At 57.2% G+C, this 22722-nt stretch carries 22 protein-coding genes and 1 pseudogene; 7 read left to right on the forward strand and 16 right to left on the reverse strand.

What is annotated here, in order from left to right; genetic code table 11:
• Positions 1-90 precede the first annotated feature (90 nt).
• The 3 genes from G5B42_RS01580 to G5B42_RS01590 are packed head-to-tail and all read right to left on the reverse strand — an operon-like array spanning position 91 to position 3704.
• Positions 91-1599, reverse strand: a complete 1509-nt coding sequence (locus tag G5B42_RS01580) for a DUF4129 domain-containing protein (RefSeq protein ID WP_181338700.1) — start codon at positions 1597-1599, stop codon at positions 91-93.
• A complete protein-coding gene (locus tag G5B42_RS01585; RefSeq protein WP_181338701.1) occupies positions 1571-2752 on the reverse strand; it encodes a DUF58 domain-containing protein in 1182 nt (393 codons plus the stop codon). Before G5B42_RS01585 ends, G5B42_RS01580 begins: the two co-directional genes overlap by 29 nt.
• The gene (locus G5B42_RS01590) at positions 2745-3704 is read right to left on the reverse strand and encodes an AAA family ATPase (RefSeq protein WP_181338702.1); all 960 of its coding nucleotides are present in this window, start codon (positions 3702-3704) and stop codon (positions 2745-2747) included. Before G5B42_RS01590 ends, G5B42_RS01585 begins: the two co-directional genes overlap by 8 nt.
• Before the next feature lie 349 nt (positions 3705-4053).
• On the opposite strand from G5B42_RS01590, the gene G5B42_RS01595 reads away from it, so the two are divergent.
• Entirely contained in the window at positions 4054-5238 is a 1185-nt protein-coding gene (locus tag G5B42_RS01595) for a MalY/PatB family protein (RefSeq protein ID WP_181338703.1), read from the forward strand.
• Here the strand turns inward: G5B42_RS01595 and G5B42_RS01600 are convergent.
• The 5 genes and pseudogenes from G5B42_RS01600 to G5B42_RS01620 form a co-directional block, all read right to left on the reverse strand.
• Positions 5235-5528: a 4Fe-4S dicluster domain-containing protein gene (locus G5B42_RS01600; RefSeq protein ID WP_331274012.1), complete on the reverse strand. Its 294-nt coding sequence runs from the start codon at positions 5526-5528 to the stop codon at positions 5235-5237. The genes G5B42_RS01595 and G5B42_RS01600 overlap by 4 nt on opposite strands.
• 51 nt (positions 5529-5579) lie before the next feature.
• Positions 5580-6260, reverse strand: a complete 681-nt coding sequence (locus G5B42_RS01605) for a 2-oxoacid:acceptor oxidoreductase family protein (RefSeq protein WP_181338704.1) — start codon at positions 6258-6260, stop codon at positions 5580-5582.
• Entirely contained in the window at positions 6253-7053 is an 801-nt protein-coding gene (locus G5B42_RS01610; protein ID WP_181338705.1) for a thiamine pyrophosphate-dependent enzyme, read from the reverse strand. Before G5B42_RS01610 ends, G5B42_RS01605 begins: the two co-directional genes overlap by 8 nt.
• Positions 7043-8183 (reverse strand): annotated as a pseudogene (locus G5B42_RS12065) (ferredoxin oxidoreductase). The gene G5B42_RS01610 and the pseudogene G5B42_RS12065 overlap by 11 nt, the downstream one beginning before the upstream one ends.
• An 85-nt stretch (positions 8184-8268) precedes the next feature.
• Positions 8269-8943 carry a hypothetical protein gene (locus G5B42_RS01620; protein ID WP_181338706.1) on the reverse strand — a complete coding sequence of 225 codons (675 nt, stop codon included), beginning with the start codon at positions 8941-8943 and terminating at the stop codon, positions 8269-8271.
• A 181-nt stretch (positions 8944-9124) separates the two neighbouring features.
• On the opposite strand from G5B42_RS01620, the gene spoVAC reads away from it, so the two are divergent.
• Genes spoVAC through G5B42_RS01645 form a run of 5 tightly spaced genes read left to right on the forward strand, consistent with a single transcriptional unit; the run spans position 9125 to position 13392 of the window.
• Entirely contained in the window at positions 9125-9589 is a 465-nt protein-coding gene (gene spoVAC / locus G5B42_RS01625) for a stage V sporulation protein AC (protein ID WP_407926893.1), read from the forward strand.
• Between the two features lie 40 nt (positions 9590-9629).
• Positions 9630-10637, forward strand: coding sequence for a stage V sporulation protein AD (spoVAD, locus tag G5B42_RS01630; protein WP_181338708.1), 1008 nt, complete (start codon positions 9630-9632; stop codon positions 10635-10637).
• 58 nt (positions 10638-10695) lie between these two features.
• The gene (locus tag G5B42_RS01635) at positions 10696-11070 is read left to right on the forward strand and encodes a thiamine pyrophosphate-binding protein (protein ID WP_181338709.1); all 375 of its coding nucleotides are present in this window, start codon (positions 10696-10698) and stop codon (positions 11068-11070) included.
• Positions 11033-11995 (forward strand): thiamine pyrophosphate-dependent enzyme, encoded by a 963-nt coding sequence (locus G5B42_RS01640; RefSeq protein ID WP_181338710.1) that lies wholly within the window; start codon positions 11033-11035, stop codon positions 11993-11995. The genes G5B42_RS01635 and G5B42_RS01640 overlap by 38 nt, the downstream gene beginning before the upstream one ends.
• Positions 11986-13392 carry an FMN-binding glutamate synthase family protein gene (locus G5B42_RS01645; protein ID WP_181338711.1) on the forward strand — a complete coding sequence of 469 codons (1407 nt, stop codon included), beginning with the start codon at positions 11986-11988 and terminating at the stop codon, positions 13390-13392. Before G5B42_RS01640 ends, G5B42_RS01645 begins: the two co-directional genes overlap by 10 nt.
• Before the next feature lie 87 nt (positions 13393-13479).
• Here G5B42_RS01645 and G5B42_RS01650 read toward each other — a convergent pair whose 3' ends face one another.
• The 6 genes from G5B42_RS01650 to G5B42_RS01675 form a co-directional block, all read right to left on the reverse strand.
• Entirely contained in the window at positions 13480-14583 is a 1104-nt protein-coding gene (locus G5B42_RS01650) for a DUF362 domain-containing protein (RefSeq protein WP_231133140.1), read from the reverse strand.
• A gap of 145 nt (positions 14584-14728) precedes the next feature.
• A complete protein-coding gene (locus tag G5B42_RS01655; RefSeq protein WP_181338712.1) occupies positions 14729-14965 on the reverse strand; it encodes a hypothetical protein in 237 nt (78 codons plus the stop codon).
• A 38-nt stretch (positions 14966-15003) separates the two neighbouring features.
• Positions 15004-15444 (reverse strand): outer membrane lipoprotein-sorting protein, encoded by a 441-nt coding sequence (locus G5B42_RS01660; RefSeq protein WP_231133141.1) that lies wholly within the window; start codon positions 15442-15444, stop codon positions 15004-15006.
• A gap of 143 nt (positions 15445-15587) precedes the next feature.
• Positions 15588-16598, reverse strand: a complete 1011-nt coding sequence (gap, locus tag G5B42_RS01665; protein ID WP_181338714.1) for a type I glyceraldehyde-3-phosphate dehydrogenase — start codon at positions 16596-16598, stop codon at positions 15588-15590.
• A gap of 162 nt (positions 16599-16760) precedes the next feature.
• Positions 16761-18416: an AMP-binding protein gene (locus G5B42_RS01670; RefSeq protein ID WP_181338715.1), complete on the reverse strand. Its 1656-nt coding sequence runs from the start codon at positions 18414-18416 to the stop codon at positions 16761-16763.
• Positions 18417-18505: 89 nt separating this feature from the next.
• On the reverse strand, positions 18506-19060 hold the full coding sequence (locus G5B42_RS01675; protein ID WP_181338716.1) for a helix-turn-helix domain-containing protein: 555 nt from the start codon (positions 19058-19060) through the stop codon (positions 18506-18508).
• Positions 19061-19285: 225 nt separating this feature from the next.
• Between G5B42_RS01675 and G5B42_RS01680 the strand changes: the two genes are divergently transcribed.
• Complete coding sequence (locus G5B42_RS01680; RefSeq protein WP_181338717.1) at positions 19286-20137, forward strand: PHP domain-containing protein; 852 nt, start codon at positions 19286-19288, stop codon at positions 20135-20137.
• Here the strand turns inward: G5B42_RS01680 and coaW are convergent.
• A complete protein-coding gene (gene coaW, locus G5B42_RS01685) occupies positions 20105-20938 on the reverse strand; it encodes a type II pantothenate kinase (RefSeq protein ID WP_181338718.1) in 834 nt (277 codons plus the stop codon). The genes G5B42_RS01680 and coaW overlap by 33 nt on opposite strands.
• A gap of 17 nt (positions 20939-20955) precedes the next feature.
• On the reverse strand, positions 20956-22620 hold the full coding sequence (locus G5B42_RS01690) for an OPT/YSL family transporter (protein WP_181338719.1): 1665 nt from the start codon (positions 22618-22620) through the stop codon (positions 20956-20958).
• Between the last annotated feature and the right edge of the window lie 102 nt (positions 22621-22722).

Below are 22722 nucleotides of genomic sequence, written 5' to 3' on the forward strand. Positions count from 1 at the left end.
TCCCCCGTAAGGGAGAAGCTGCCGGCAACACCGGTTCCAATTCCTTTTATTAGGTTCGCAGCTTAAAAAGGGAATTCCTGCTAAGATTGGTTAATTTCTTGATCGCCGCTCGAGACGGTCTTCCAAAGCCCGCCGCCAGTACTCAAAGCGCCGCAGGTCTTCTTTGGGCGGTTCTAACGGTCCGTAACGCGCCTCCTGATAACCGGCGGTCACCCCCTGGACGGCTTCCCTTTCCTCCGGGAGCATTGCCGCCAGGGCCTGTCCAATCTCCGCCGGAGTCTGGCTGGCCCGCCAGGCCAGCCCCCGCTGGCGAGCTTTCCTCAGCAGACGGTAATACCCCCGGCGAACCAAAGCCCGGGGACCTTTGCCCCAGGAATGAACCTTCCTCCGCGGCCGGACGCCGACAGGGACCTTTTCTTCCAAGGTTGAACCGCCGGTCCGGCGCGGAAAACCGGTTTTTGGCCGCCTTGGCCAAAGACGCCGCACGAAAAGGTAAAACCGGACAAGTAACTTGGGCAAACCCCGGATACTGTCAAGTTGGCCCGCCAGCGACCGGTGTATCAGATAGCCGATAAAAACCAGCAAAACACCGGTGAAGAACAGCCCCAAACAGATAAGGGCCATAAAATAAAACCAGATCAGAATTTTCTCCAACATACTGGGCGTCCCGGTAGAGACAACCAAGGGCTCCGGCAGGAAGAGAGACGGGGGCGGCACCTCTTCCCCAACTTCGGGCAGCTTTAATGGTCGGAAACTCCCTGTCCGTGCAAGTACCCAGCGGACGGCGCGCCACCCCACGGCGCGGAAATTCCCTGGGAACAACCAAGCCGGGAGCGACAAAAACAAAAGGATCCTCCCCGCCTGCCCCCGCCATTCGCGGGGCAGTGAAGCAGTGACCGCCAGTCCTTCCCCGTCCCAACAAGCCCGTTGATAACAGTAATTGCCCGCCGTCAACAGAGCCAGGCCCGTGCAACTTAAGAGCCAGAGCAGAAGGCGGCCCGGATCCAAAGGCCAGGGCAGTTCCACTTCGACCGGGGCGGGCGCGACGGCCAGGACAAACACCCCGGCCCCCAACAGGCCGCAGGTGGATACCTGCAGACTTCGCCAATTTTGGTTCCAATCGGTCAGGTCCACCTTGTCGTCAGACCACTGGTTACGCCAGTCCCGTGTTGGGCAACGGGGGCGCCGTTGCAACCGGTGGATCATCCCGCCAAAACCACGGGCCACAAACCAGGTCATGACTGCCGGGATCCACCATTGGGGGTACCGGGTAACAATCCGTCCGGGCATGAGGAAGAGCTTCCCAACCTCCTCCCGGTTGGCGATGACCCAAAGGACAGCCACCCCCCACTGGAAAAGAAAAACATAGATCATTTGCCATAACACCGGAAAGTTCCGCGCTGACCGCCGCCCGCCATGGAAACTCCCGCCGGCCGCGAGAAACAGCAACAGGACCGCAGTAACAACCGGGCGGCGCCGGTATAAACCCAGCGGGATGGTGAGGGTGAGCAGAATCATAAACAACCAACAAAAGAGGGCGGTCAAGAACTGTAACCACGGGGAAGCGCCCTTATCTCCCTCCGGTAAAGGTGAATTCATCCCGCTCCCTCCCTTTGCGCACAATATACCACTTCAGATTGGCCTTTTTCAGATCCGCGGCCGGAACCGTACCGTCACGGTAATAAGGCCATAAAAAAACCGGTTGGAAGCCGTTCCGGCGTAAATGGGCCGCTTTTTCCACCATCACCGGGGTGATCACCGGGGTTAAAAACAACAGCACGGAGCGGGCGGGTAAACGCCGGGCCTCGCGGAAAAACACCTCCACCGCCTGGCCTTTGCCGGGCGAAACCCCCGCCAGGTAAGAGAGGATTTGCGGAGCTTGGTGCTTCCCCCGTTTCGGCGGTAACCGAAATAGTCCTTCAGCGGCCCCAAAAGGCTTTCCGTTACAAAAGAAGGCCACGGTCTCGTTCTGCCCCGCCAGGAAATGACATAAGGACGCGGCCAGTTCAACCAAAAACTCGGTCAGATAGTACCAGGCGCCGGTCGGTAAGTCTTCTTCCCGCAGATTCAAAAAGATGCCGTAATCGGCAGTGAGGGTTGTTTCCCACTCCTTCACCTGTAAAGTACCGGTCCGGGCCACATTCGGCCAGTGGATCTTCTTGAAACTGTCCCCCGGCAGGTACTCCCGGCAGCCTTGGAGGCGCGTCGGGTCTTCGTATAACCCGTAATGCCAACGATAAGGTCCCAGTGGGGACCGGCGGGAGAAAGGAAATTCCTTCAGGGGACGGACCGGGGGAAAGACGATTATTTTCTCCTCCCCGGCCACGACAAGGCTTTGTTCGGTCAACCCCCAGTGGTCACCGAACGACAACCGGCTGGGCGGCAGAAAATAGATCCCCCGCCGCTCCCCGGTGACCTGCAGATCAAACTGGGCTTGCCCCCTGGCCGGAAGTGGGAAGAGATGACTGTTGCGGTCGGCGCTCAAGGCGGAAAACGAATGATCCGCCCGGCACCAGGGCAGCGGGAACAAGGTCGGGTTGGCCACCCGGATCCGGATCCGCAAGGTATCACCGGGAAAACCCTGCCCTTTGGTGACGTCTCTGACGACACGAAGGTTTTGGGCTACTCTTTTCCGCCCCCACCGGGTCACCAACAACAGGCCAACCGCCATATAAAGCGTAACCGCCGGCGCAAAGCTTAGCGCCGTCAGGAAAAGAACTGCAAGACTTAAAACCCGGACCCGCCTACGCATTCAACGCTTCCTCCGTGGGGACCGGGGTCGCACTGATGATCTCCTGCATGATCTGGAAGCCTTTTTCCCCCCGGGCCTGCGCTTCCGCCGTCAAGATCAAACGGTGGGCCAAAACGAAGGGGGCCAGATATTTTATATCTTCCGGGAGAACATAGTTCCGTCCCCGTAGCACCGCAAGCACACGGGCGGCTTGGAAGAGGGCGATACTCCCCCGCGGGCTGGCCCCTACTGCCAACGCCGGATGGTGACGGGTCCGGCCGACCAGCTCGACAATGTAGTCACGCAGGCTCTCCTCGACAAAGACATCCCGTGCCGCTTGAAGAAACCGGTTGACCTCTTCCGGTGAAACGACCGGTTGCAATGTCTTGATCGGATGTTCCTTTTCCAGGCGGGACAAGATCGCGGCCTCTTCGTCGGGGGCCGGGTAGCCGAGGGAAATGCGCATTAAAAACCGGTCCAACTGTGCTTCGGGCAGGGGAAACGTCCCCTCGAATTCGATGGGGTTTTCGGTCGCCACCACCATAAAGGGTTCGGGCAACGGATATGTCTGACCGTCCACCGTAACCTGCCGTTCCGCCATGACCTCCAGGAGGCCCGACTGGGTACGGGGGGTGGCCCGGTTCACCTCATCAACCAAGACAATATTGGCCATCACCGGTCCCGGGCGGAAGGTAAAGGTCCCCGCTTGCGGACTAAAAACCGAAACCCCCGTGATATCCGAAGGCAACAGGTCGGGCGTACACTGAATCCGGTTGAAGGACAACCCCAAAGAACAAGCCAAGGACCGGGCAAGCATGGTTTTGCCTACCCCGGGCACATCCTCAAGGAGCAGATGCCCCCCACAGCCCAGGGCGACCAAACAAAGCTCCGCCGCTTGTTTTTTCCCCACCAAAACCCGGCCGATATTGTCGATGATCTTTCCGGCAATTACTTCCGGATGATCTGGGCTCATGGCAAGACCCCCTTACCGCACGAAATACTCTTGATTTACTTCGTGATCTTTCCGGGGTCTCCTCTTCCCGTGGAAAGATTTCCCTCCAGATCACCGGGTGAAAGATATTAAGTTAATTATATTACTTATGATCTTCATCAGGATATACTCTTTCTTGATCGGCTCTACTCCGGGCGGTCGCCTATTGGCGAGCCGGGGTCCATAACATAAATGGATGAAAAAAAGAGTCCCTGCGGAAAGGGACCCTTTAGTTCTGGCCCAACCCGGCCGATTCTATCTTTATCCGGAAAGACCGCGGGCTCCGGCTGAAAAAAAGACGGCCGCAACCAATTTTTGAGGAGGTTAACCCATGCCCTACAATTTTGACCAGATCATCAACCGTGAACAGACCGGCAGCGTGAAATGGGACCGCCGGGCCGAAGTTTTCGGCAGTGAAGATTTGCTCCCCCTATGGGTGGCGGATATGGATTTCGCCGTTCCTCCGTGCGTAACTAAGGCCCTCATGGAACGGATCAAGCATCCGGTCTATGGCTATACCTTCCCCCCACCCCAATTTTACCAGGCCTTCTGCGAATGGGTGGTCAAACGGCATCAGTGGACCATTGAGCCGGAATGGTTGGTGGTTACCCCCGGGGTTGTTCCGGCGTTGGCCCTCGCGGTCCTTGCCTTCACCCAGCCGGGCGAGGGCGTGATTATTCAACCCCCCGTTTACGGTCCTTTCTTTCGCGTCGTCGAAAATAACCGGCGGCAACTGGTGCTTAATCCGTTAAAGGAAGAGAACGGCCGCTATACCATGGACTTTGACCACCTGGAAACGGTGGTCAATCCCCAAGTGAAAATGATGATCCTGTGCAGCCCCCATAACCCGGTCGGACGGGTGTGGACCCGGGAGGAACTGGAGCGGCTTGGTGAGTTCTGCCGGCGCCACCAGATCCTGATCGTTTCCGACGAAATCCACGCCGACTTGGTTTATCCCAACTATCACCATCTTCCCGTGGCGGCGCTCCCGGAGTTGGCGCAGCACACCATCACCTGTTTTGCCCCGAGTAAGACCTTCAACCTGCCCGGGCTGACCACGGCGGTGACGGTCATCCCCGATCCGGAAAAGCGGAGACGTTTTCAGCAAGTCCAGTCCGCCCTGGGAATGCATATCCATAACACGCTGGGTATTACGGCCTTTACCGCCGCTTACCAGCAGGGTGAAACCTGGTTGGAGGCACTGATCAGCTATCTCCAGGGAAACCTCGATTTCCTAATGGCCTTTTTCGCCGCCCGGCTGCCTGCCATTAAACCGGTACCGCCGGAGGGAACCTACCTGGTTTGGCTCGACTGCCGCCGTTTACCCCTGCCTCCCAACATGCTAAAGTCTTTCTTCATTCACGATGCCAAAGTCGGTTTGAACAACGGGAGTGATTTCGGCCCCGGCGGGGAAGGTTTCCAACGGCTCAATCTGGCCTGCCCCCGTCCGCGCCTCGAGGAAGCCCTCCACCGGATCGAGCAGGCCGTCGGGAAACTCCCGGGCGAGAACCGTTAGTCTTCGACCACACTGATTGCCGCATCCGGGCAGTAGATGGCACAAAGTTTGCAGGTAATACACCCATCGGCGTCAACAGTCACGCGGTTCGTTCCGTAAGCCCCCAACTCGTCCGCCCACCGGATCACCCCGGTCGGGCACCGTTCAATACAGAGGCCGCAGCCTTTACACAACTGGGGGAAAATCGTCCACGAACCCCGGGCGGTCGTCCACCGTTCCCCGGTCAACGGCTGCTCACCGCCGGCGGTGGAGTCTTCCGCCTGTATTTGAAGGTTGTTTTCATTGCTCACTTCAGCGTTCCGTCCTTTCGAATGACTAAAATCCCGCGGTTGCCTGCGAAACTAGAACGCTTCCGTTTCGCGCGGCCCGATCATCGTCAACCCTTTTTCAAACGCCTTGAAGTTCAACGCCGCCAACTCCGGGTTTTCCCGGAATTTGGTCCCAAATTTTTTGGCGATTGCCTCCTTGACCCGCACCGGTGGTATCACTGCAATCAGCTTTGTGATTGCCCCCAAGATAATAATATTGAACACCTTTGGGGTTAACTCCGCCTTGGCGGTCGCCGCCGCCCGGATCCCAATGGGGCGGATCGCCTGGTCCGCGGGTGGCGTTGGTGCTGGTCCCGCCTCGTCCCCCACCATCTTGGCGAACCCTTCGGGGGCAATCGTCTCGTAGCCCTGAATCCCGACGGCCCGGTCGGCGATCACCGGTGGTTCCAGCGCCGACTCCTCATAAAGATAGATCGTCCCCGGCCGGAGGTAACCTTTGGTCCGTTCGGCGGAGCGCTTGCTCAACACCGTAAGCAGATCGGCTTTGGCAAATTTGGGCGCCCCGATCGCCTCGTCGGCAATCTGGACATAAGCCACGGAGACCCCGCCCCGTTGCTCCACACCGAAGTTGGGGATATATAAGGCCTGCTTCCCCGCTTGGAAAGCCGCTTCGGCTAGTAGCTCACCGATCGTCTGTACCCCCTGGCCCCCTTCCCCGGTAATAATAATCTTCAGTACATTTCTCTCAGCCATTCTGCTCCTCCCCTCCGGTCGCCGGTTCCGGGACCCTAAACTCGCCTACTTTAAAGTAGCGGGCCATCTCCCCCTGGAGAAAGGCCCAAGTCTGTTTGGCATCGGTCCGCCAGTTGGTGGGGCAAGTCGACAAAACCTCCACAAAGGAGAAGCCCCGCCCCGCCATCTGGTTGCGGAGGGCTTTCTTCAAAAACTGCTTCAGTTGCGGGTAATCCCCGACCGTTCCCCGGGCCACGTAAGCACCGTCCGCCGCGATGGCCGCCACCAGTTCCGGCCCTTGCAGCGGGGGACCGGTCTTTTTTATATCCCGCCCGTACGGAGTGGTTCCGGTCTTCTGCCCCGGTAAGGTGGTCGGCGCCAACTGCCCCCCGGTCATGGCATACAAAGTATTGTTGGCCAAAATGACGGTGATCCGGTCCCCCCGCTGGGCGGCGTTGACCAAATGCTGGGCGCCGATGGCATAACCCCCGCCGTCGCCCATATAGGCGATCCCGATCGTTTCCGGCCTAGCGCGCTTCGCGCCGACCACCAGCGGTATGGTCCGCCCGTGGTGGGTCTGGACACTGTCAAAGTTGAAAAAGTCCCAGCTTAAAAGGGAGCAACCGATATCGCAACCGTACAGGACCCGGTCCAGAATCCCCAGTTCATCAACGACCTCGCCCAAAGCTTTAAGGGCAATGGCATGGCCGCACCCGGGACAAAAGCGGTGGGGCTTGGTCTCTTTCCGCCAGGAAAGGGGCATCGCCGGGTTTTTGGCCGGTTCCCGGTCCACCGTTGTTTTCTCATCCACCATGAGCAGCCTCCTTCGGGGTTTGCTTGACGACGGCCGCCACGATCTCTTCCGCCGTCACCCCAACCCCCGGTTTTAATAAAGCATCGATCGGGTTGGTGAGCCCATAAAGCTCCGCTTTAACCAGCGACAGCAACTGTCCGTAGGCCGACTCCACCACCAGGAGACGAAGGCTAGGATTGGCGCCGGCCGCTTGGCGTAACGCCGCACCTGGAAAAGGCCGGACGGTGATCGGGCGGAAATAGCCGGCCTTGTATCCTTGCTCGTTCAGCATCTTCCGGGCCTGTTTCGCCGCCCGGGCCACAATCCCGTGGGCCACCAACAAAACTTCTGTTTCCGGATCCACCTCCACCTCCCACTCGACGACCTCCGGCGTCAACCGTTCATAAGCGGCCAAATGATCCGCTAAGCGTTCGTACAACTCTTCTTCAATATTAAACGTGTTCCGCAGATGGACCGGCTCCCGGTCCAAAGCCGGAATCCCTGGTCGCCGGACCAGCGGTTCGGAAGGAACCAGCGTCCACCCTTTCGCTTCCGGCCGGAACATGGTAACCGCCTCCCGCATTTTTGCCTGGTACCCGTCGCCCAGGACAAAAGTGGGGAAACGATACTGCCAAGCCCGGTTAAACGCCTTGATTGTATACTCGAACAGTTCCTGGTGGGAAGCGGTGGAATAAACGATGCGCAGGCCTTCGCCATTACCCCCGGCGGTGGTGAGGCGCAATTCCTGCTGGGAATAGATGACGGTCGCCGTGGAGGGACCCCCCCCGCTGCTGGATAATCCAGACCCCCGGAATGCGCATCATCTCCGCCATGGCGATCGGTTCCTGCATCAGAATATTGCCCGGCCCGGCCGTGGCACAAAAGGTCTTCTTTCCGACCAAGGCACCGCCCAGCATCGCAAAACCGGCCGACATTTCGTCCTCCGTCTGGAGAAATCCCCGCCCAAAATGGGGGGCAAGGCGGGACCAATAATGCATAATCTCGTTTTGGGGCGTGATCGGATAACCATACATAAAATCGGCCCCCGCCACCAGCGCGGCCCAAGCCACCACTTCGTTCCCGGTCATAAAACTCCGTTGCTCCTTCTGGAGCAGGCCCTCAAATTCCCCGGTTAATTCTGTTTTCGTCATCATCCTGCCCACCTTTCCTGGGTAAAATGGTTGGAACCGCAAGACGGAACCGTGACGCGGACCGTCTTCCCAGTGACCCTTCCCTTCACCAAAAGGCTTCTCCCATATAGCGGTCCAAAGGCCGTACCGGATTACCCATCCGGTCATACGCCCCGATCCGGCGGGCGTACGGCCGCAGGGCGGCTGTGGCCACCACCGGCAGGCCGAGCCGGCGGGCGGCCTCCGTCACCATCACGGCTCCTTCCTGGATCAGTTCCACCGTTGTTTCCGCCCCCAGATGCGTGTTGTTGATCAAGCCATCCACCGCCCCAAACTCTTGAACATAAGCCACGATCAAAGGGACCGAGGAGGTCAACGGACGGGTTGTGTTCACGACCATCAACAAACGGAGGCGCGGACCGTCCGCCCCCGGGACAAAGCCGTCGGTAATCAGGTTGAGCTGTTTACGGCCGTCAACACCGTAACCGACATCGATAATAACATCGCCCGCAAAGTTCAGGGCCGTCTTCATCTCTTTTTTTAAAGGAATCGCCGCCTCGCCGAGCCCCACCAGTTCACTGGTCTCCCAGGCCAAAACCTCGAGCCCCTCCCGTTCCAAGCGGCGTTTAAGCGGGCGCAACGTGTAAAAGGGTTCCACCAGATCCAGATCGACCAGACGCACCCGCCGCCCGCTTCTGGCCAATTGACATCCGCGGTTTATAGCATTCTCACTTTTGCCGCTGGCATACTCCCCCACATAAGCTTCTAAAACCCGGGTCACCGTCTCCCCCTGCTTTCCTTTCTGCTTATCTCTTTATCCCCATCCTCTTCCCTCCCTGATTTACCTTCTTCTTACCTCCTGTTATTTCGGCCGCCCACTATTATCGACCGCCACTGCTCTTCCTAATTTTGTCCCTTTTCCCGGGCATAAAAACCCCTCCCCTGGAGAAGTTAAAAGGGAGGTGAAGGAAGTGGCAAAACCAAAGTTAACCCCCAAACAACAAAAATACCAGAACAAAGTGAAACAGGCCGAACCCAAACCGGATTATCTGCGCAACGCGTTGCTCGCTTTTTTCAGCGGCGGCCTCGTCTGCCTGATTGGCCAGGCCCTGATCGACTTCTACACCGTAACTATGAGAGTACCGCCCAAAGAAGCCGCCAATCCGGCCACCGCCACCATGATCTTGATTGGCTCCCTCTTAACCGGGTTCGGCGTCTTTGATAAGCTGGCCAAATACGCCGGCGCGGGTCTCGCCGTTCCGGTGACCGGTTTTGCCAACTCGGTTGTCTCCGCGGCCTTGGAGTTCCGGGAAGAAGGCTTAATCTACGGGGTATGCGCCAAGATGTTCACCCTGGCCGGGGCCGTGATTACCTTCGGCGTAATGACCGCCTTTGTTTTTGGCCTGATCCACGCCATTTTTCACTAAAAAACCCCAAAACAAAGCCAATTGGTAAGAGGGAACAAACATGGGGAAGAAAACAGGAAAGCAAACCTACTATTTTACCAATCCGCCTGTGATAATCAGCACCGGAACCGTCGCCGGCCCTATCGAAGGGCAGGGTCCTTTACAGGCCGATTTTGATGAAATCCTCACCGACCCGCGGAATAACGAAAAAACCTTTGAAAAAGCTGAGCGTTCAATTTTGACCCGGGCCTGTCAGCTCGCCCTGGACCATGCTTCCTGCCCAACGGGGGAAGTCGATCTCTTTCTGGCCGGGGACCTATTAAACCAGATTATCTCCTCCAACTTTACTGCCGCCACCTTAAACATCCCATTTCTTGGCCTCTACGGTGCCTGTTCCACCGCCGCCCTCGGTCTTGGTCTTGGAGCAATGCTCCTGGACGGCGGCTTTGCCGGAACGGTCCTCACCGCCACCTCCAGCCATAATTCCACGGCGGAAAGGCAATACCGTTTCCCCACCGAATACGGGGCCCAACGCCGCCCGTACCAACAATGGACCGTAACCGGGGCCGGAGCCGCGCTGCTCGGTTATGACCGGCCTGGACCAAAAATTACCGCCGTGACCTTCGGCCGGGTAGTCGATCTCGGTTCCACCGACCCGTTAAACATGGGGGCGGCAATGGCCCCCGCCGCCGCGGACACCATCCGTCAACACTTTGAAGACACCGGTTGGGATCCCAACGTCTTCGATCTGATTGTCACCGGCGATTTGGGGAAAATCGGCTTTGAACTTTGCCGTGAGGAACTGGCGGAAAGCGGTTTGAAGCTTGGTGACAACTTCTCCGACTGCGGGATCATGATTTACGATCTGGATAAACAGGATGTCCACGCCGGCGGCAGCGGTTGTGCCGCATCCGCCCTGGTCACCTATGGGCACCTGTATAAGCGATTCCAACGCCAGGAAATCCACCGGATCCTGCTGGTCGGGACCGGTTCCCTCCACAGTACCACCTCGGTTCAGCAGGGCGACAACATTCCTTGCGTTGCCCACGCGATCCGGATCGAGGCGTAACTTGCTAAATTTTCTTCGAAGGAAAAATTTACTTTCCATTGTAGGAGGCAAGGCAAATATGTCCACGCAAACCATTGCCCAGTGGGTGGCGGCACAACTGGCCGCCTGGGGTGTCAAGGCCGTTTACGGGGTGCCGGGGGATGCCATCCTCCCGCTCCTCGCCGCCTTCGAAGCCCATCCTGGTCTGCAGTTTTACAGTGTAAACCACGAAGCGACCGCGGCCTTCATGGCGTCAGCTTACGCCAAATACACTGGCGAACTTGGGGTTTGTGTTGCCACCAGCGGTCCGGGAATCGCCAATCTCCTGAACGGTTTACCTGTGGTCCCGCCCCGCCACCCAGCCGGTCCGTCCGCCCGAACCTTATCTCAACACCAAGCCCCAATCCAGTCCGGAGGTGATCGACGCGGTCTTGCCCCTTTTGAACCAGGCTGAACGCCCCGCGATTTTGGCCGGACGCGGGTGTTGCGGATTGGGCCCGCTGCTCTTGGACTTCGCCGCCCACTGGGAGAGCGGAATTACGCTGACCATGCCCGCCAAAGGGATCGTCCCCGACGCCCACCCCCTCGTCCTCGGGGGGCTCGGCCCGGGCGGCAGCGAGGCATCCAGCCGGATGCTGGCCGAAGCCGACCTGCTCCTCATCGCCGGCGCGACCTGGTGGCCCGAACTTTACCTGCCCGACCAGCTCGCCATCGTCCAGATCGACACCGTCCCCGCCAACATTGGCGGGCGGATCCCGGTCGCCTACGGCCTCGTTGGCGACCTTGTCCACCTGCTCCCCCGTTTACAAGCAGGTCTCCAAAAAAGAGAAAAACCCTGCTGGCAGCGGCGGCTGCAGGAGTTGAAAGCCGATTGGCAGGCCACGATTGCGCCCGAATACGAAGCCGAAGGCGCGCCGGTCCCACCGGGCCGGGCGATCAAAGCCATCGAAGCCGCCGTCGACGCTGATGCCGTAATCTGCTTGGACGTGGGCGACCATACCGTCTGGTTTAACCGCCTCTTTAACGGAACCCGCCAAAAAATCCTGGTCTCCGGGGGCTGGCGCTCAATGGGTAAGGTAATCGTCTTTAAAAATGACTGGTTGGCAATGGAGCGGGACCGCATGGAACTCATGGCGCTGGACTATGGAGTAACCCGGCTGCACACCCCGGATTTTGCCGCCTTTGCCCGGGCCTGCGGCGGAAAGGGTTATACCGTTCATGATTCGGCCGAACTGGACACGGTTTTACCTTCGGCGCTGCACAGTCCGGAACCGGCGATCGTCCAGATCCACACGGCTGCTCCCATCTTCCCGGGTCTTGTCTCCCAACTGACCAGAGAAAACCAGCAGCAGGAAAGGAGCGAATTAGTATGGGTCTAATCGAAGAAATCAGTCGTACCCTGATCGACAGGATCGCCGACCAATTGCTTCTCCGTTTAATGCGCGACCCATATGTCGAGAATCTTTGGGAGCTCATCTCGACGACAATGAAGGTAACCCCCCGCGATCTGATGGAGATTGTCCTGCGTGCCGAGAAAGGGAAGCCTTTGGGCCGCCCCTTCGGCACCGTCTATCACTTCTCGCCCTGGCAGGAATTGTTGTTCAACCCGGTGCATCTGGTCCGCTTACCGACCGTTGACGAAAAAAGCGTCGAGACGAAAGTCACACTAGGGCCGAAAGCGAAACGCCCGTTGGAGCTGGCGATCCCGATCATCATCTCCGGGATGTCCTACGGCGGTGCCATCAGTAAACAAGCCCGCTTTGCTTTGGCCAAGGCCGCCACCGCGGCGGGGACCGCCATCAATACGGGCGAGGGAGCCTATATACCGGAAGAGCGCGAGTTGGCGGCCAAATATATCTACCAATACCACCGCGGGCAATGGCCCCACGGGAATAAAAAAGAATTCTACACTATGGCCGACATGGTCGAGATCCAGCTGGGCCAAGGGGCCCAGGCGTCGGCCCCGCAAACGACGAAAGCCGACAAGATTGATGAAGAGTTCCGGCAGATCTTCGGTCTGAAAGAAGGGGAGGATGCGGTGATCGCCTCCCGCCTCCCCGGACTGAAATCGGGGGAAGACCTGAAACGCTTGGTGGCCAGGTTAAAGGAAGAAACCGGTGGCGTCCCCATCTCCTATAAGTTTGCCGCCTCCCACTACCTGGAGGAAGAGATCGAGTTGGCGCTGGCGGCCGGGGTTGATGTCATCGTCATCGACGGGGCGGAAGCGGGAACCCACGCCGGTCAACCCCTGATCGCCGACAGTTTCGGTTTACCCACCATGTACGCCCTGGTCCGGGCGGCCGATTATCTGGAGGAAAAAGGCGTACGCGACCAGGTTTCCCTCATCGCCGCCGGCGGGCTCCTCTCCCCCGATCATTTCCTCAAGGCCATGGCCCTGGGGGCTGATGCCGTTTACATCGGCACCGCGGCGGTGATGGCGATGATCCATACCCAAATGGTGGAGACCAGTCCCTTTGAGCCCCCGACCCAACTGGTCTTGTACAGCGGGCGGCTCAAAGACAAACTGGATATCGACCGCGCCGCCCAAAGCCTCACCAACTACTTGAATTCCTGCGTCGCCGAGATGGTCTTGGGGACGGTTGCGCTGGGGAAAAAAGCCTTGTCCGAGGTGGACCGGCGGGACCTCTGCGCGCTCATCCCGACGGTGGCGGAGATCACCGGGGTGGAGTTGGGCTACCGGCGAAAAGAAGCCGCCCGGTTTCCCATGGGGGAACAGCCGGCGCGGGTTGGCGAGGAAGCCCAGGTTACCCACTGAACAAGAACAACGGTCCTGCTTTACGCTCCTGGTCCAAAAAGAAGAAACCCTTGGCTGCACCGGAAGGTGTGCCAAGGGCTTCTTCCTTTATACCGTAATCAACTCGTATTCTTTCTGGCCCAGCCCCATCTTTACTGCGTAGTCAATCGCCGCCCGCCAGTTGGTTTCGGGGTAGATATCGGTGAAATAATCCCCATGGGTGCGGCTGCTTTGGGCAAGCATGCTGCCGGCCACCACCGGTTGCTTGTTCACCGCGTCCGCACAAGCCACATCCAAAGCCACCGGGTCAAAAGAAGCAAACATACCAACATCAGGCACGATGGGGATATCATTTCCCCCATAGCAATCACAGTAGGGCGACACGTCAATGACCAGGTTGATGTGGAAATGGGGGCGTCCGTGCAACACCGCCCAGGTGTATTCGACAATTTTCTTGTTCAAGATCTCGATGGACTCGTCGCCGGCCGCCTCAACCGCATCCACCGCACAAACACCGATACAGCGCCCGCATCCCGTACAGACTTCAAGGTCAATCGTCGCCTTGTCGTCCACGATGGTAATCGCGTCGTGGGCACAGTTTTCCGCACAGACGCCGCAACCGACACACTTTTCATGGTCGACCGAGGGTTTTCCCGCACTGTGCATCTCCATCTTGCCGGCCCGCGAGCCGCTCCCCATCCCGATATTCTTCAACGCACCGCCAAAACCGGTCAGTTCATGCCCTTTAAAGTGGTTCAGCGAGATCACGATATCCGCATCCATAATCGCGCGGCCGATCTTCGCCTCCTTTACATGTTGGCCACCCTCCACCGGCACCAGGACTTCATCCGTCCCTTTCAAACCATCCGCGATCAACACGTGGCAACCGGTGGAAAAGGGCGAAAATCCGTTCAGGTAGGCCGAATCCAGATGATCCAGGGCGTTTTTCCGACCCCCCACGTATAAAGTATTGCAATCGGTCAGGAAGGGCTTTCCGCCCCGTTCCTTCACCAGATCCACAATGGTCTTGGCGTAATTTGGCCGTAAGTAGGCCAGATTCCCCGGCTCGCCGAAATGAACCTTGATCGCCACAAACTTTTTGTCAAACTCAATCCGGTCGATCCCGGCACTTTTAATGAGACGGGAAAGCTTCTGTTGTAGATTTTGGCCCTTCGACACGTGCATATCGGTGAAAAATACTTTTGATTTCATCTGCAACGACCTCCAAACAATTTAATTAATGGCGGTAAAATTATTGCAATTATGGAATATGCCTTATATACTTTTTTAATTCGACTTTTTTTTTTCGATTTCCTACTAAAAAATCTTCGCGTCACCCGCCACCGGTCCGCCAGAATTATGGGGACAAGAAAAAGCTACTCTTGAACGAGCAGCCTGTGGAGGTAAAAACCAAAAAGCTAAGGCTGCCCTGCGCCGTCGTCGCCTTAAGCGGAGGCGGACCGGCCCCCGTCTCCTCCGCCAGCAGGGCACGGAACAGTTTATTTACCTGTTGGGCCTGGCTTTCTTCCCGTTCTTCCCAACCCAGTTCTACGTGGGTTTCCAACCGGTCACCCCAAACCTTGGCCAGACTCAAACCGGTCTTCCATTGTTCGCCATAAGAGAGGAGACCGTTCAGGTCGATTCCGGCCCCGGTATCATCTTTTCCGGGTTCAACAACGACTCCGGCAAAGGCAAGGCCAGTTGCCAGTGATAATGCGGCGGCAGACTTTTTTCAACCAGCTTGATATATTCCATCACCGTGTAGCGGTCCGGTTGCGTGCCGTCACGGATCGTCACCTTCATCGCCACCGGCTTGCCCAGGACGGTCCGGTATTCCTGATAGACAATACTCTTTAGCAGTTTCCCGCTGCGGGCATAAAACTCGCCGGCCACCGGCAAATAGGTTTCTTTATTTACCCACAGGACGATCACCGGGTAAATGCCTCCCCCGTTCGCCCGGGCCTCCAGCAACAGACACCAGTTCTCCGGAGATTCCCCTTCCGGCCGGAAACGGCATTGATACGCCGGCGTAAAACCCATTTGCAAGATATCACCGTTGGCCGCTTCCCCCAAGAGGATGAAGCGGTGGCCGGTTTTCTTCTTTACATACCCAAGGAAAAGCGGTTCCCGCGCATCTGTTACAACAGTTATAAGGGAAGAAAAAAGGGTGTCCCCGTTTTGGACACCCTTCTCTGGATATGTATAGTCGAAGCTCCTTAGTTTTGGTCAACTTTGGCCATATGGCAGATGAGATCGAGAACTTTGTTGGAATAACCCCACTCGTTGTCGTACCAGGCCACGAGCTTCACAAAGTTATCGTTCAAGGAAATGCCGGCTTTGGCATCAAAGATACAGGTATGGGGATCGCCGATGAAGTCGGAGGAGACCACATCGTCCTCGGTGTAGGCCATAATCCCTTTGAGCTCGTTCTCCGCAGCTTTCTTGACGGCGGCTTTAATCTCGTCGTAGGTGGCTCCTTTCGCCAAACGGCAGGTCAGATCAACGACCGACACATTGATGGTCGGCACCCGGAAGGCCATACCGGTCAATTTGCCGTTGAGTTCGGGAATGACTTTGCCGACAGCCTTGGCCGCACCGGTCGAGGAAGGAATAATATTCGCGCTGGCGGCCCGGCCTCCGCGCCAGTCTTTCTTGGAGGGGCCGTCCACCGTCTTCTGGGTCGCGGTGGTCGCGTGCACGGTGGTCATTAACCCTTCAACGATCCCGAAGTTTTCGTGGATCACTTTGGCCAGCGGAGCCAAGCAGTTGGTGGTGCAGGATGCGTTGGAGACCACATTCATATCCTTGGTGTACTTGTCGTGGTTGACACCCATCACAAACATGGGCGCATCTTTCGACGGCGCGCTGATGACCACTTTTTTCGCTCCACCTTTGAAGTGGCCGGATGCCTTTTCCGTCACGGTGAAAACACCGGTGGACTCAACGATATACTCGGCACCACAATCACTCCAGGGGATCTCCGTCGGATCCATAAAGCCATAAACCGCAATCTTCTTCCCGTTGACCACCAGCTTGTCGCCTTCGGTCTTGACTTCGCCCTGGAAGCGGCCGTGCACGGTATCATACTTTAACATATAAACCATATAGTCCAGGTCGATAAAAGGATCATTAATCCCCACGATCTCCACCTGTGGGTTATTCACCGCAGCACGGAAGACCAGCCGGCCAATACGACCAAACCCGTTGATGCCCACTTTTACCGTCATTAAATAAGTACCTCCTTTATGAAATAAGAGTTAAATGGTAATGAACGGCTGTGTACACAGCCGTCCCGGATCCCTTTACCTCCATTAATTGTATAAAAGATCGTTATAATCTGCAACAATTTAAAGGAAACACAAAGGAATTTTTAACATTTGTTAATAAATCTACCTGTTCTGGTGCTCTTCCCTAATTTGAACCCGCCGGATCTTCCCGCTGATCGTCTTGGGCAGCTCCGAACGGAACTCAATCACCCGCGGGTATTTGTAGGGTGCGGTCACGCGCTTGACGTGCTCTTGCAGTTCCTTTGCCAACTGGTCGCTGGGGGTATAACCCGGAGCTAGGACCACCGTCGCCTTGACCACTTGCCCCCGGTCCGGATCGGGAATACCGGTCACGGCACATTCCAAAACCGCCGGGTGTTCCATCAGGGCACTCTCCACCTCGAAGGGGCCAATCCGGTAACCGGAACTCTTAATCACATCATCCACCCGGCCAACAAACCAATAATAACCGTCTTCATCACGCCAGGCCGTATCCCCGGTATAATAACGGCCGTCATGCCAAACAGCCTGGGTTTTTTCGGGATCCCGGTAGTAGCCGGCAAAGAAACCCAGCGGTTTGTGGCGGTCAGTCCGGATCGTAATCTGCCCGACCTCACCAACCTCACAGAGATGCCCCTCGTCGTCGATAAGCTCCACCTCGTAACCGGGCGCCGGTTTGCCCATCGAACCGGGTTTCGGCTTCAGCCAGGGGAAAGTGGCAATCGCCACGGTCAATTCGGTCTGTCCATAGCCTTCACGAAGTTCTAGGCCGGTCATCTTGTAAAACTGGTGATAAACTTCGGGGTTCAACGGCTCCCCGGCCACTACACAGTATTCCAAAGCGGACAAGTCATAACTGCCGAGGTCCTCTTTGATCAGGTAACGGTAGACCGTCGGTGGGGCACAAAAGGTCGTTACCTTATATTTCTCGAGCATCCGTAGTAAATTCTGGGCGTTAAAACGGTCAAAATCATAGACAAAAACGGCGCTTCCGGCCATCCATTGTCCGTAAATCTTCCCCCAGACCGCCTTCGCCCAGCCGGTCTCCGCCACGGTCAGATGCAAGCCGCCCTCTTTCACCCGCTGCCAATATTTGGCGGTCACCACATGCCCCAAAGGATATTGGAAGTTATGGGCCACCATCTTCGGGTGTCCGGTCGTACCCGAGGTAAAATAGAGCAGGGAAATATCCTCCGGCGTCACTTCCTCCGCCGCCGTCCGCGGAAAGACCGGTTCGGAGGCGGCCACTTCCCGGGTAAAATTAAGCCAGCCCGGGCGCGATTCTTCCCCGTTCACCATCACTTTCCACTGGAGACTGGGGGAAGCCGGCGCGGCCTCCTCGACGTGGGCCAGCACCTGGGGGTCGGCCACGGCGATAATCATTTTCACCTCCGCCGCTTGGTTCCGGTAAATAATATCCTGGGCGGTCAGCAGGTGGGTCGCCGGAACGGCCGTCGCCCCCACTTTATGGAGGCCCAGGAGGGTATACCAGAATTCGTAACGGCGTTTTAAGATCAACATCACCTTGTCGCCCTTTTTAATGCCAACCCGTTTCAAAAAACAGGCAACCCGGTCACTGTACTCTTTCATCTCCGCAAAGCTGATGATCTTGCTTTCTCCTTCTTCATTACACCAGACCAGCGCCACCCGGTCCGGGGTCTCCGCCGCGATCCGGTCAACCACATCATAGGCAAAGTTAAAATTCGCCGGTGCTTCCAGTTTAAACTGGTGCAAAAACTCTTCGTAAGATTGATACTCACCCGTTACGTATTCCTTCATCCACTGTCACCTGCACTTTTCTCTCCTCATTTCTATTGTCGCTATCCTATCCTGGCCTCAAGCAAAGATTCCGCTCCGGCACCAAACGGCTAGATAATCACCGCCAAAAACTGGGCCGGTTCGCCATTGAGCGCCTTCATGCCGTGTTCGATCCCGGAATCGAAATAAATCGAATCGCCCGGATACAAAACCACCTCATAACCATCGATAAAAACCTGAAGGGTCCCGGAAAGGACGTAATTAAACTCCTGTCCCGGATGGCTGTTCAGTTCGACCGGCTGCGTGTCGGGTTTGGGCTCGACCGTCACCAGAAAAGGCTCGGCTTTTTTATCGATGTAATTGTAGGCCAGACTCTGGTACTTATAGGCCTTTCTTCTTTCGACCGAAACCCCCCGCCCTTTCCGGGTAATGGCGTAGCTGCGAAGCCGGGGCTCCTCCCCGGTCAGCAGCGCGCTGAGTTCCAGTTTAAACCGGCGCGCAATCCGGTACAGGATCCCGACCGGGATATCCTCCTCCCCGCTTTCGTAGCTTAAATAGAGTTCGGGCGTGATCTCAAGATCCGCCGCCAGTTGCTCCGAGGATAACCCTTCGATCTCCCGGATCTCTTTAATACGGGCGGCCAGTTGTCTGATCTCCTCTCCCATTTGCATCGCTCCTTTCTTACCTATCTTCTCGTCACCTGTCCCTGCCGCTCGTCGCTGTTTGATGGCTCCCCCCTCCATTTCCGTCAAGCAAAAGCTATTTCTTGACAAATAAAGCGGTGCAGTTTATATTTAATCAGAGATTATCGGGACCAAAAAGCCTTCTACGTGGGTTAACAATAAATAAAGCAGTTCCTTTAAACTCAATAAAAGTAAAGGAGTAATCGGATGGCTATCGATTTGCACCTCCATACCCATGCTTCCGACGGAACCCTCTCCCCCCGACAGCTGCTTACGGAAGCGGTCAAGCTTGGGCTTTCCGCCGTGTCGATCACCGATCACGACACCACCGCGTCCCTCGCCGCGGGTACTGCCGTGGCCGCCGAATTGGGTTTGGTCTTCATCCCCGGGGTGGAAGTGTCGGCCAGTTACACCCCGGACATCAGCCTGCATATTTTAGGGTACGGCATCGATCCCGCCCATCCTGGACTCCGCGAGGTCCTGACCTTCAACCAGAAGGCCTGGGACCAAAGTGAAGAAGACTCCATCGCCGCTCTGGAAAAACTGGCGATTAAAATCGACCGGGATCGTTACAACTACTGGAAAGCCCACCCGGAAGCGGGAGCCTGGCCCATGTTTAACACCATGAAGGAAATGGGCCTGGTCCGTGATGTCAGTGAATATTTTGATAAATATTTTGGGGTAGGGAGACCGGCCTACATCACCATTACCTTCACCCCGCCGCAAGAGGTAATTCAAGCGATCAAGGCGGCGGGCGGTGTCCCGGTCCTCGCCCACCCCGGTCTATATGTGGAAGATGACATCAAGTTAATGAGCAGACCCTCATTCCAACAGACCATCTTAAGTTGGGGGATCGAAGGCCTGGAAGCCATTGCCGGCAGCCATTCCCCGGAAGAAACCGCCTTTTACCTTAGTTTTTGTCAAAAGCACGGCCTCCTGGTCACCGGTGGCTCCGACTATCACGGCAGCTTCGCCGGCCGCCGCCTGGGGACCCCCGTCATGGACGACGCCTATCTTCCCCCGCTCTTAGAGGCGATTGCCCGCCGTCGGCAAGGATAAGGCCGCCCCCGTCGCCGTGGCAAACTCGGCGTAGGGCGGTGTATGGAACTGCACCTGATACATGCGGTGCAACATTTCAAAGATTGCCTGGGACTGGGGAACGGTGGTCAGATTCCCGGTTAAGACCACGTCCCGCGTATTGTAAATCCGGGTGGCAAAAACCGCCAACATCCCAATGGTCTGGAAGACCAGGTTAATTATGCCCAGCGCGATATCGGCCTTCGTGGCCAGGTCACTAATCTTTCCAAAGTTGGAAGCAGTGGTCTCCGGCGGCAAACCGACGATCTGGTCCTGGGTGATATCGCCGATGTTCAGATCGATATGCGCCAGATTCCCCCCCTCCGCCATGGCGATCAAATCGTCAAAATGCCGGATGTTCAACATTTTACTGGAGAGCCCCAGGAGGGTCCCGCCGCCGACCCCGGTTCCCCCCATATGGACCTCCCCCTGTTCATCGGCCATGATGTAGGCCGTCCCCGTCCCCATACTCACCACAATCGCCCGCGGCAGCTTACTCAGGAACAAGCCGCCTTTCCCGATGGCCCGGAACTCGTCCACCTTGGTGGTGGGGATCCCATAAAGCGGTTGGTGAATATAGGAAGAACCTACCCCTGTAATCATGACGTGTTCGATATCGTTCAACGTCAGTCCGTTGGCGTTGATAAACTTGCCAAAAGCGCCGTAAATCGACGCCACCGGATCGTTGGCTTTCACCAACAAAGGACTGTACACTTTATGGTCATGCAGACCGACGATCTTCGTCGTGCTGCCCCCGACATCGATCCCGATCACCATACCCATCTTGACGTCCCCCTCCTCTACGCTCCGGTCAACATGCTGACGATAGCGATGGTCACGCCAACGATACCTTCCCCGCCGAAAAGGCCGGAAGCCACCACCTCACCGTTGGTCGTCGCCCCCGGTTTTACCCGTTCATAAACCAGCCGCGTTAGCCCCCCGAGAAAAACAGTGAAGGATATGGCAAAGGGCAAGTACATCCCGATCCCCAGCGTCATCGCGGGGACCCGCGCCAGGTACAAAAGGGCGCCAACGGCCACCGCACTCCCAAAGACCACCGGGTCGCCAAGTCCGTGCACCATCTGAGTGACAGCTTTGGCCTGCGGCGCCGGTAGATACTCGGTGCCAACCCCGCCGAAACGGGTGATCAAAGCAAACATTGCCACAGTGGCCACGACCGTCCCCACCAGTCCGCCCACCAACTCCGAGACGAATTGGGCTTTCGGGTTCGTCTTTAGAATAAACCCGGACTTGTAGTCATTGAGGATATCACCGGCATACCCGCAGGCAATCGCCACACAGGCGGCGATCAGAAACGCGGCGGTCGTCGACACCGGCATCATGGCCCGAATCGCCAAAAGAATAATGATGCCGAAGATCTCCATGGGGTTAATCCCGGTTTCACCGGTGATCGTCGCCGCCATCGCCGTCGCCACAAAAACGCCTCCGACCAGTAAGACGGCGGCCAATGGTGGTACGCCCGCCACCAGGCTGAAGCCATAGGCGATCAGAACACCACCGATCTGTAAGGTCCGGATGCCGATCCCCCCTTTGGCCGGGGCTGCCGTCTTTTCCGTTTGCCCGCCGCTTTGGGCGGCGTTCCCTTTTTTAGATAAATTCTGTACCAAATTGAGGAGAAAGGCAACCACAATCCCGACCCCCGTCCCGACCATCAGGCCCAAACCAAGGGTGTTCTTGAAGGCGGCCGCCGCCGCAGGCGAAGCCAAAAGCCCAACCGCCGGGCCAACCGGAACAATCAGGAGATAAGCGAGGACCGCTCCCAGAAACCATACGCCCGTCGCCAAGGGGCCAATCAAGTACCCGATCCCTAAAGCCATCGGGGAGATCATGACCCCCACCTCCATCTGCCGGGCGGTAAACCAGCGGGAAGACAGGGCCGCCGGGATCAGTCCCAGACGGTCACGGAGATAGGTAAAGACGGCGGAAAACCCCATCGCCCCGAATAACAGCTGTGATTTCTTTCCGCCCTGGTCGCCGGTGATCAACGTCTGCGCCGCCGCCTTCCCAATGGGATACGGTGAAGTGCTCTGTTCGATATACTTCGGCCGTAACCACCACGTCAACAAAGCCCCGAGGATCATTCCGGCCAACGCAATCGTCAGAACTTCCCACCAGTGTTCGGCCAGAACCTGCGGTCCCGACCAGGCGCCGACCATCCAAAGCCCCGGCAGGGTAAAGGCCATTCCGCCGGCCACCATCGCCCCGGCCGACATGGCCGTCTGGGCAATACTGATCTCCTTTAAAGTCGTGTTGCCCAGTAACTTTAAGACGGTCATGGAAAGCACGGCCACAAAAATGGTCGGCCACGGTAAAGCACCCATCCGCAGGGCAATATACATCGAACTGGCGGTAATGACCGCTGAACCGACCGCCCCCAGGATCAGGCTACGGACAGTTAACTGCGCGATCCCCCATAAACCTCTCGTTTCTTTCCTACTCTCCATTTAAACTCCTCCTTCCGTTGGCCCCCGCAGGCGAAGGTTTAAAAGTAAGAAAAACTCCTACAGGAGCTTGCGCATCCAGTAGGAAGTTATTTCGACCGCATC

The organism is Capillibacterium thermochitinicola, assembly GCF_013664685.1.
Classification (GTDB): Bacteria; Bacillota; UBA4882; order UBA10575; family UBA10575; genus Capillibacterium; species Capillibacterium thermochitinicola.

Bases quoted from the DNA above. Each gene is read 5' to 3' on its own strand.
- G5B42_RS01580 (WP_181338700.1), bottom strand. From the start codon at position 1,599: ATGAATTCACCTTTACCGGAGGGAGATAAGGGCGCTTCCCCGTGGTTA.
- G5B42_RS01585 (WP_181338701.1), bottom strand. From the start codon at position 2,752: ATGCGTAGGCGGGTCCGGGTTTTAAGTCTTGCAGTTCTTTTCCTGACG.
- G5B42_RS01590 (WP_181338702.1), bottom strand. From the start codon at position 3,704: ATGAGCCCAGATCATCCGGAAGTAATTGCCGGAAAGATCATCGACAAT.
- G5B42_RS01595 (WP_181338703.1), top strand. From the start codon at position 4,054: ATGCCCTACAATTTTGACCAGATCATCAACCGTGAACAGACCGGCAGC.
- G5B42_RS01605 (WP_181338704.1), bottom strand. From the start codon at position 6,260: ATGGCTGAGAGAAATGTACTGAAGATTATTATTACCGGGGAAGGGGGC.
- G5B42_RS01610 (WP_181338705.1), bottom strand. From the start codon at position 7,053: ATGGTGGATGAGAAAACAACGGTGGACCGGGAACCGGCCAAAAACCCG.
- spoVAD (WP_181338708.1), top strand. From the start codon at position 9,630: ATGGGGAAGAAAACAGGAAAGCAAACCTACTATTTTACCAATCCGCCT.
- G5B42_RS01635 (WP_181338709.1), top strand. From the start codon at position 10,696: ATGTCCACGCAAACCATTGCCCAGTGGGTGGCGGCACAACTGGCCGCC.
- G5B42_RS01645 (WP_181338711.1), top strand. From the start codon at position 11,986: ATGGGTCTAATCGAAGAAATCAGTCGTACCCTGATCGACAGGATCGCC.
- G5B42_RS01650 (WP_231133140.1), bottom strand. From the start codon at position 14,583: ATGAAATCAAAAGTATTTTTCACCGATATGCACGTGTCGAAGGGCCAA.
- gap (WP_181338714.1), bottom strand. From the start codon at position 16,598: ATGACGGTAAAAGTGGGCATCAACGGGTTTGGTCGTATTGGCCGGCTG.
- G5B42_RS01670 (WP_181338715.1), bottom strand. From the start codon at position 18,416: ATGAAGGAATACGTAACGGGTGAGTATCAATCTTACGAAGAGTTTTTG.
- G5B42_RS01675 (WP_181338716.1), bottom strand. From the start codon at position 19,060: ATGGGAGAGGAGATCAGACAACTGGCCGCCCGTATTAAAGAGATCCGG.
- G5B42_RS01680 (WP_181338717.1), top strand. From the start codon at position 19,286: ATGGCTATCGATTTGCACCTCCATACCCATGCTTCCGACGGAACCCTC.
- coaW (WP_181338718.1), bottom strand. From the start codon at position 20,938: ATGGGTATGGTGATCGGGATCGATGTCGGGGGCAGCACGACGAAGATC.
- G5B42_RS01690 (WP_181338719.1), bottom strand. From the start codon at position 22,620: ATGGAGAGTAGGAAAGAAACGAGAGGTTTATGGGGGATCGCGCAGTTA.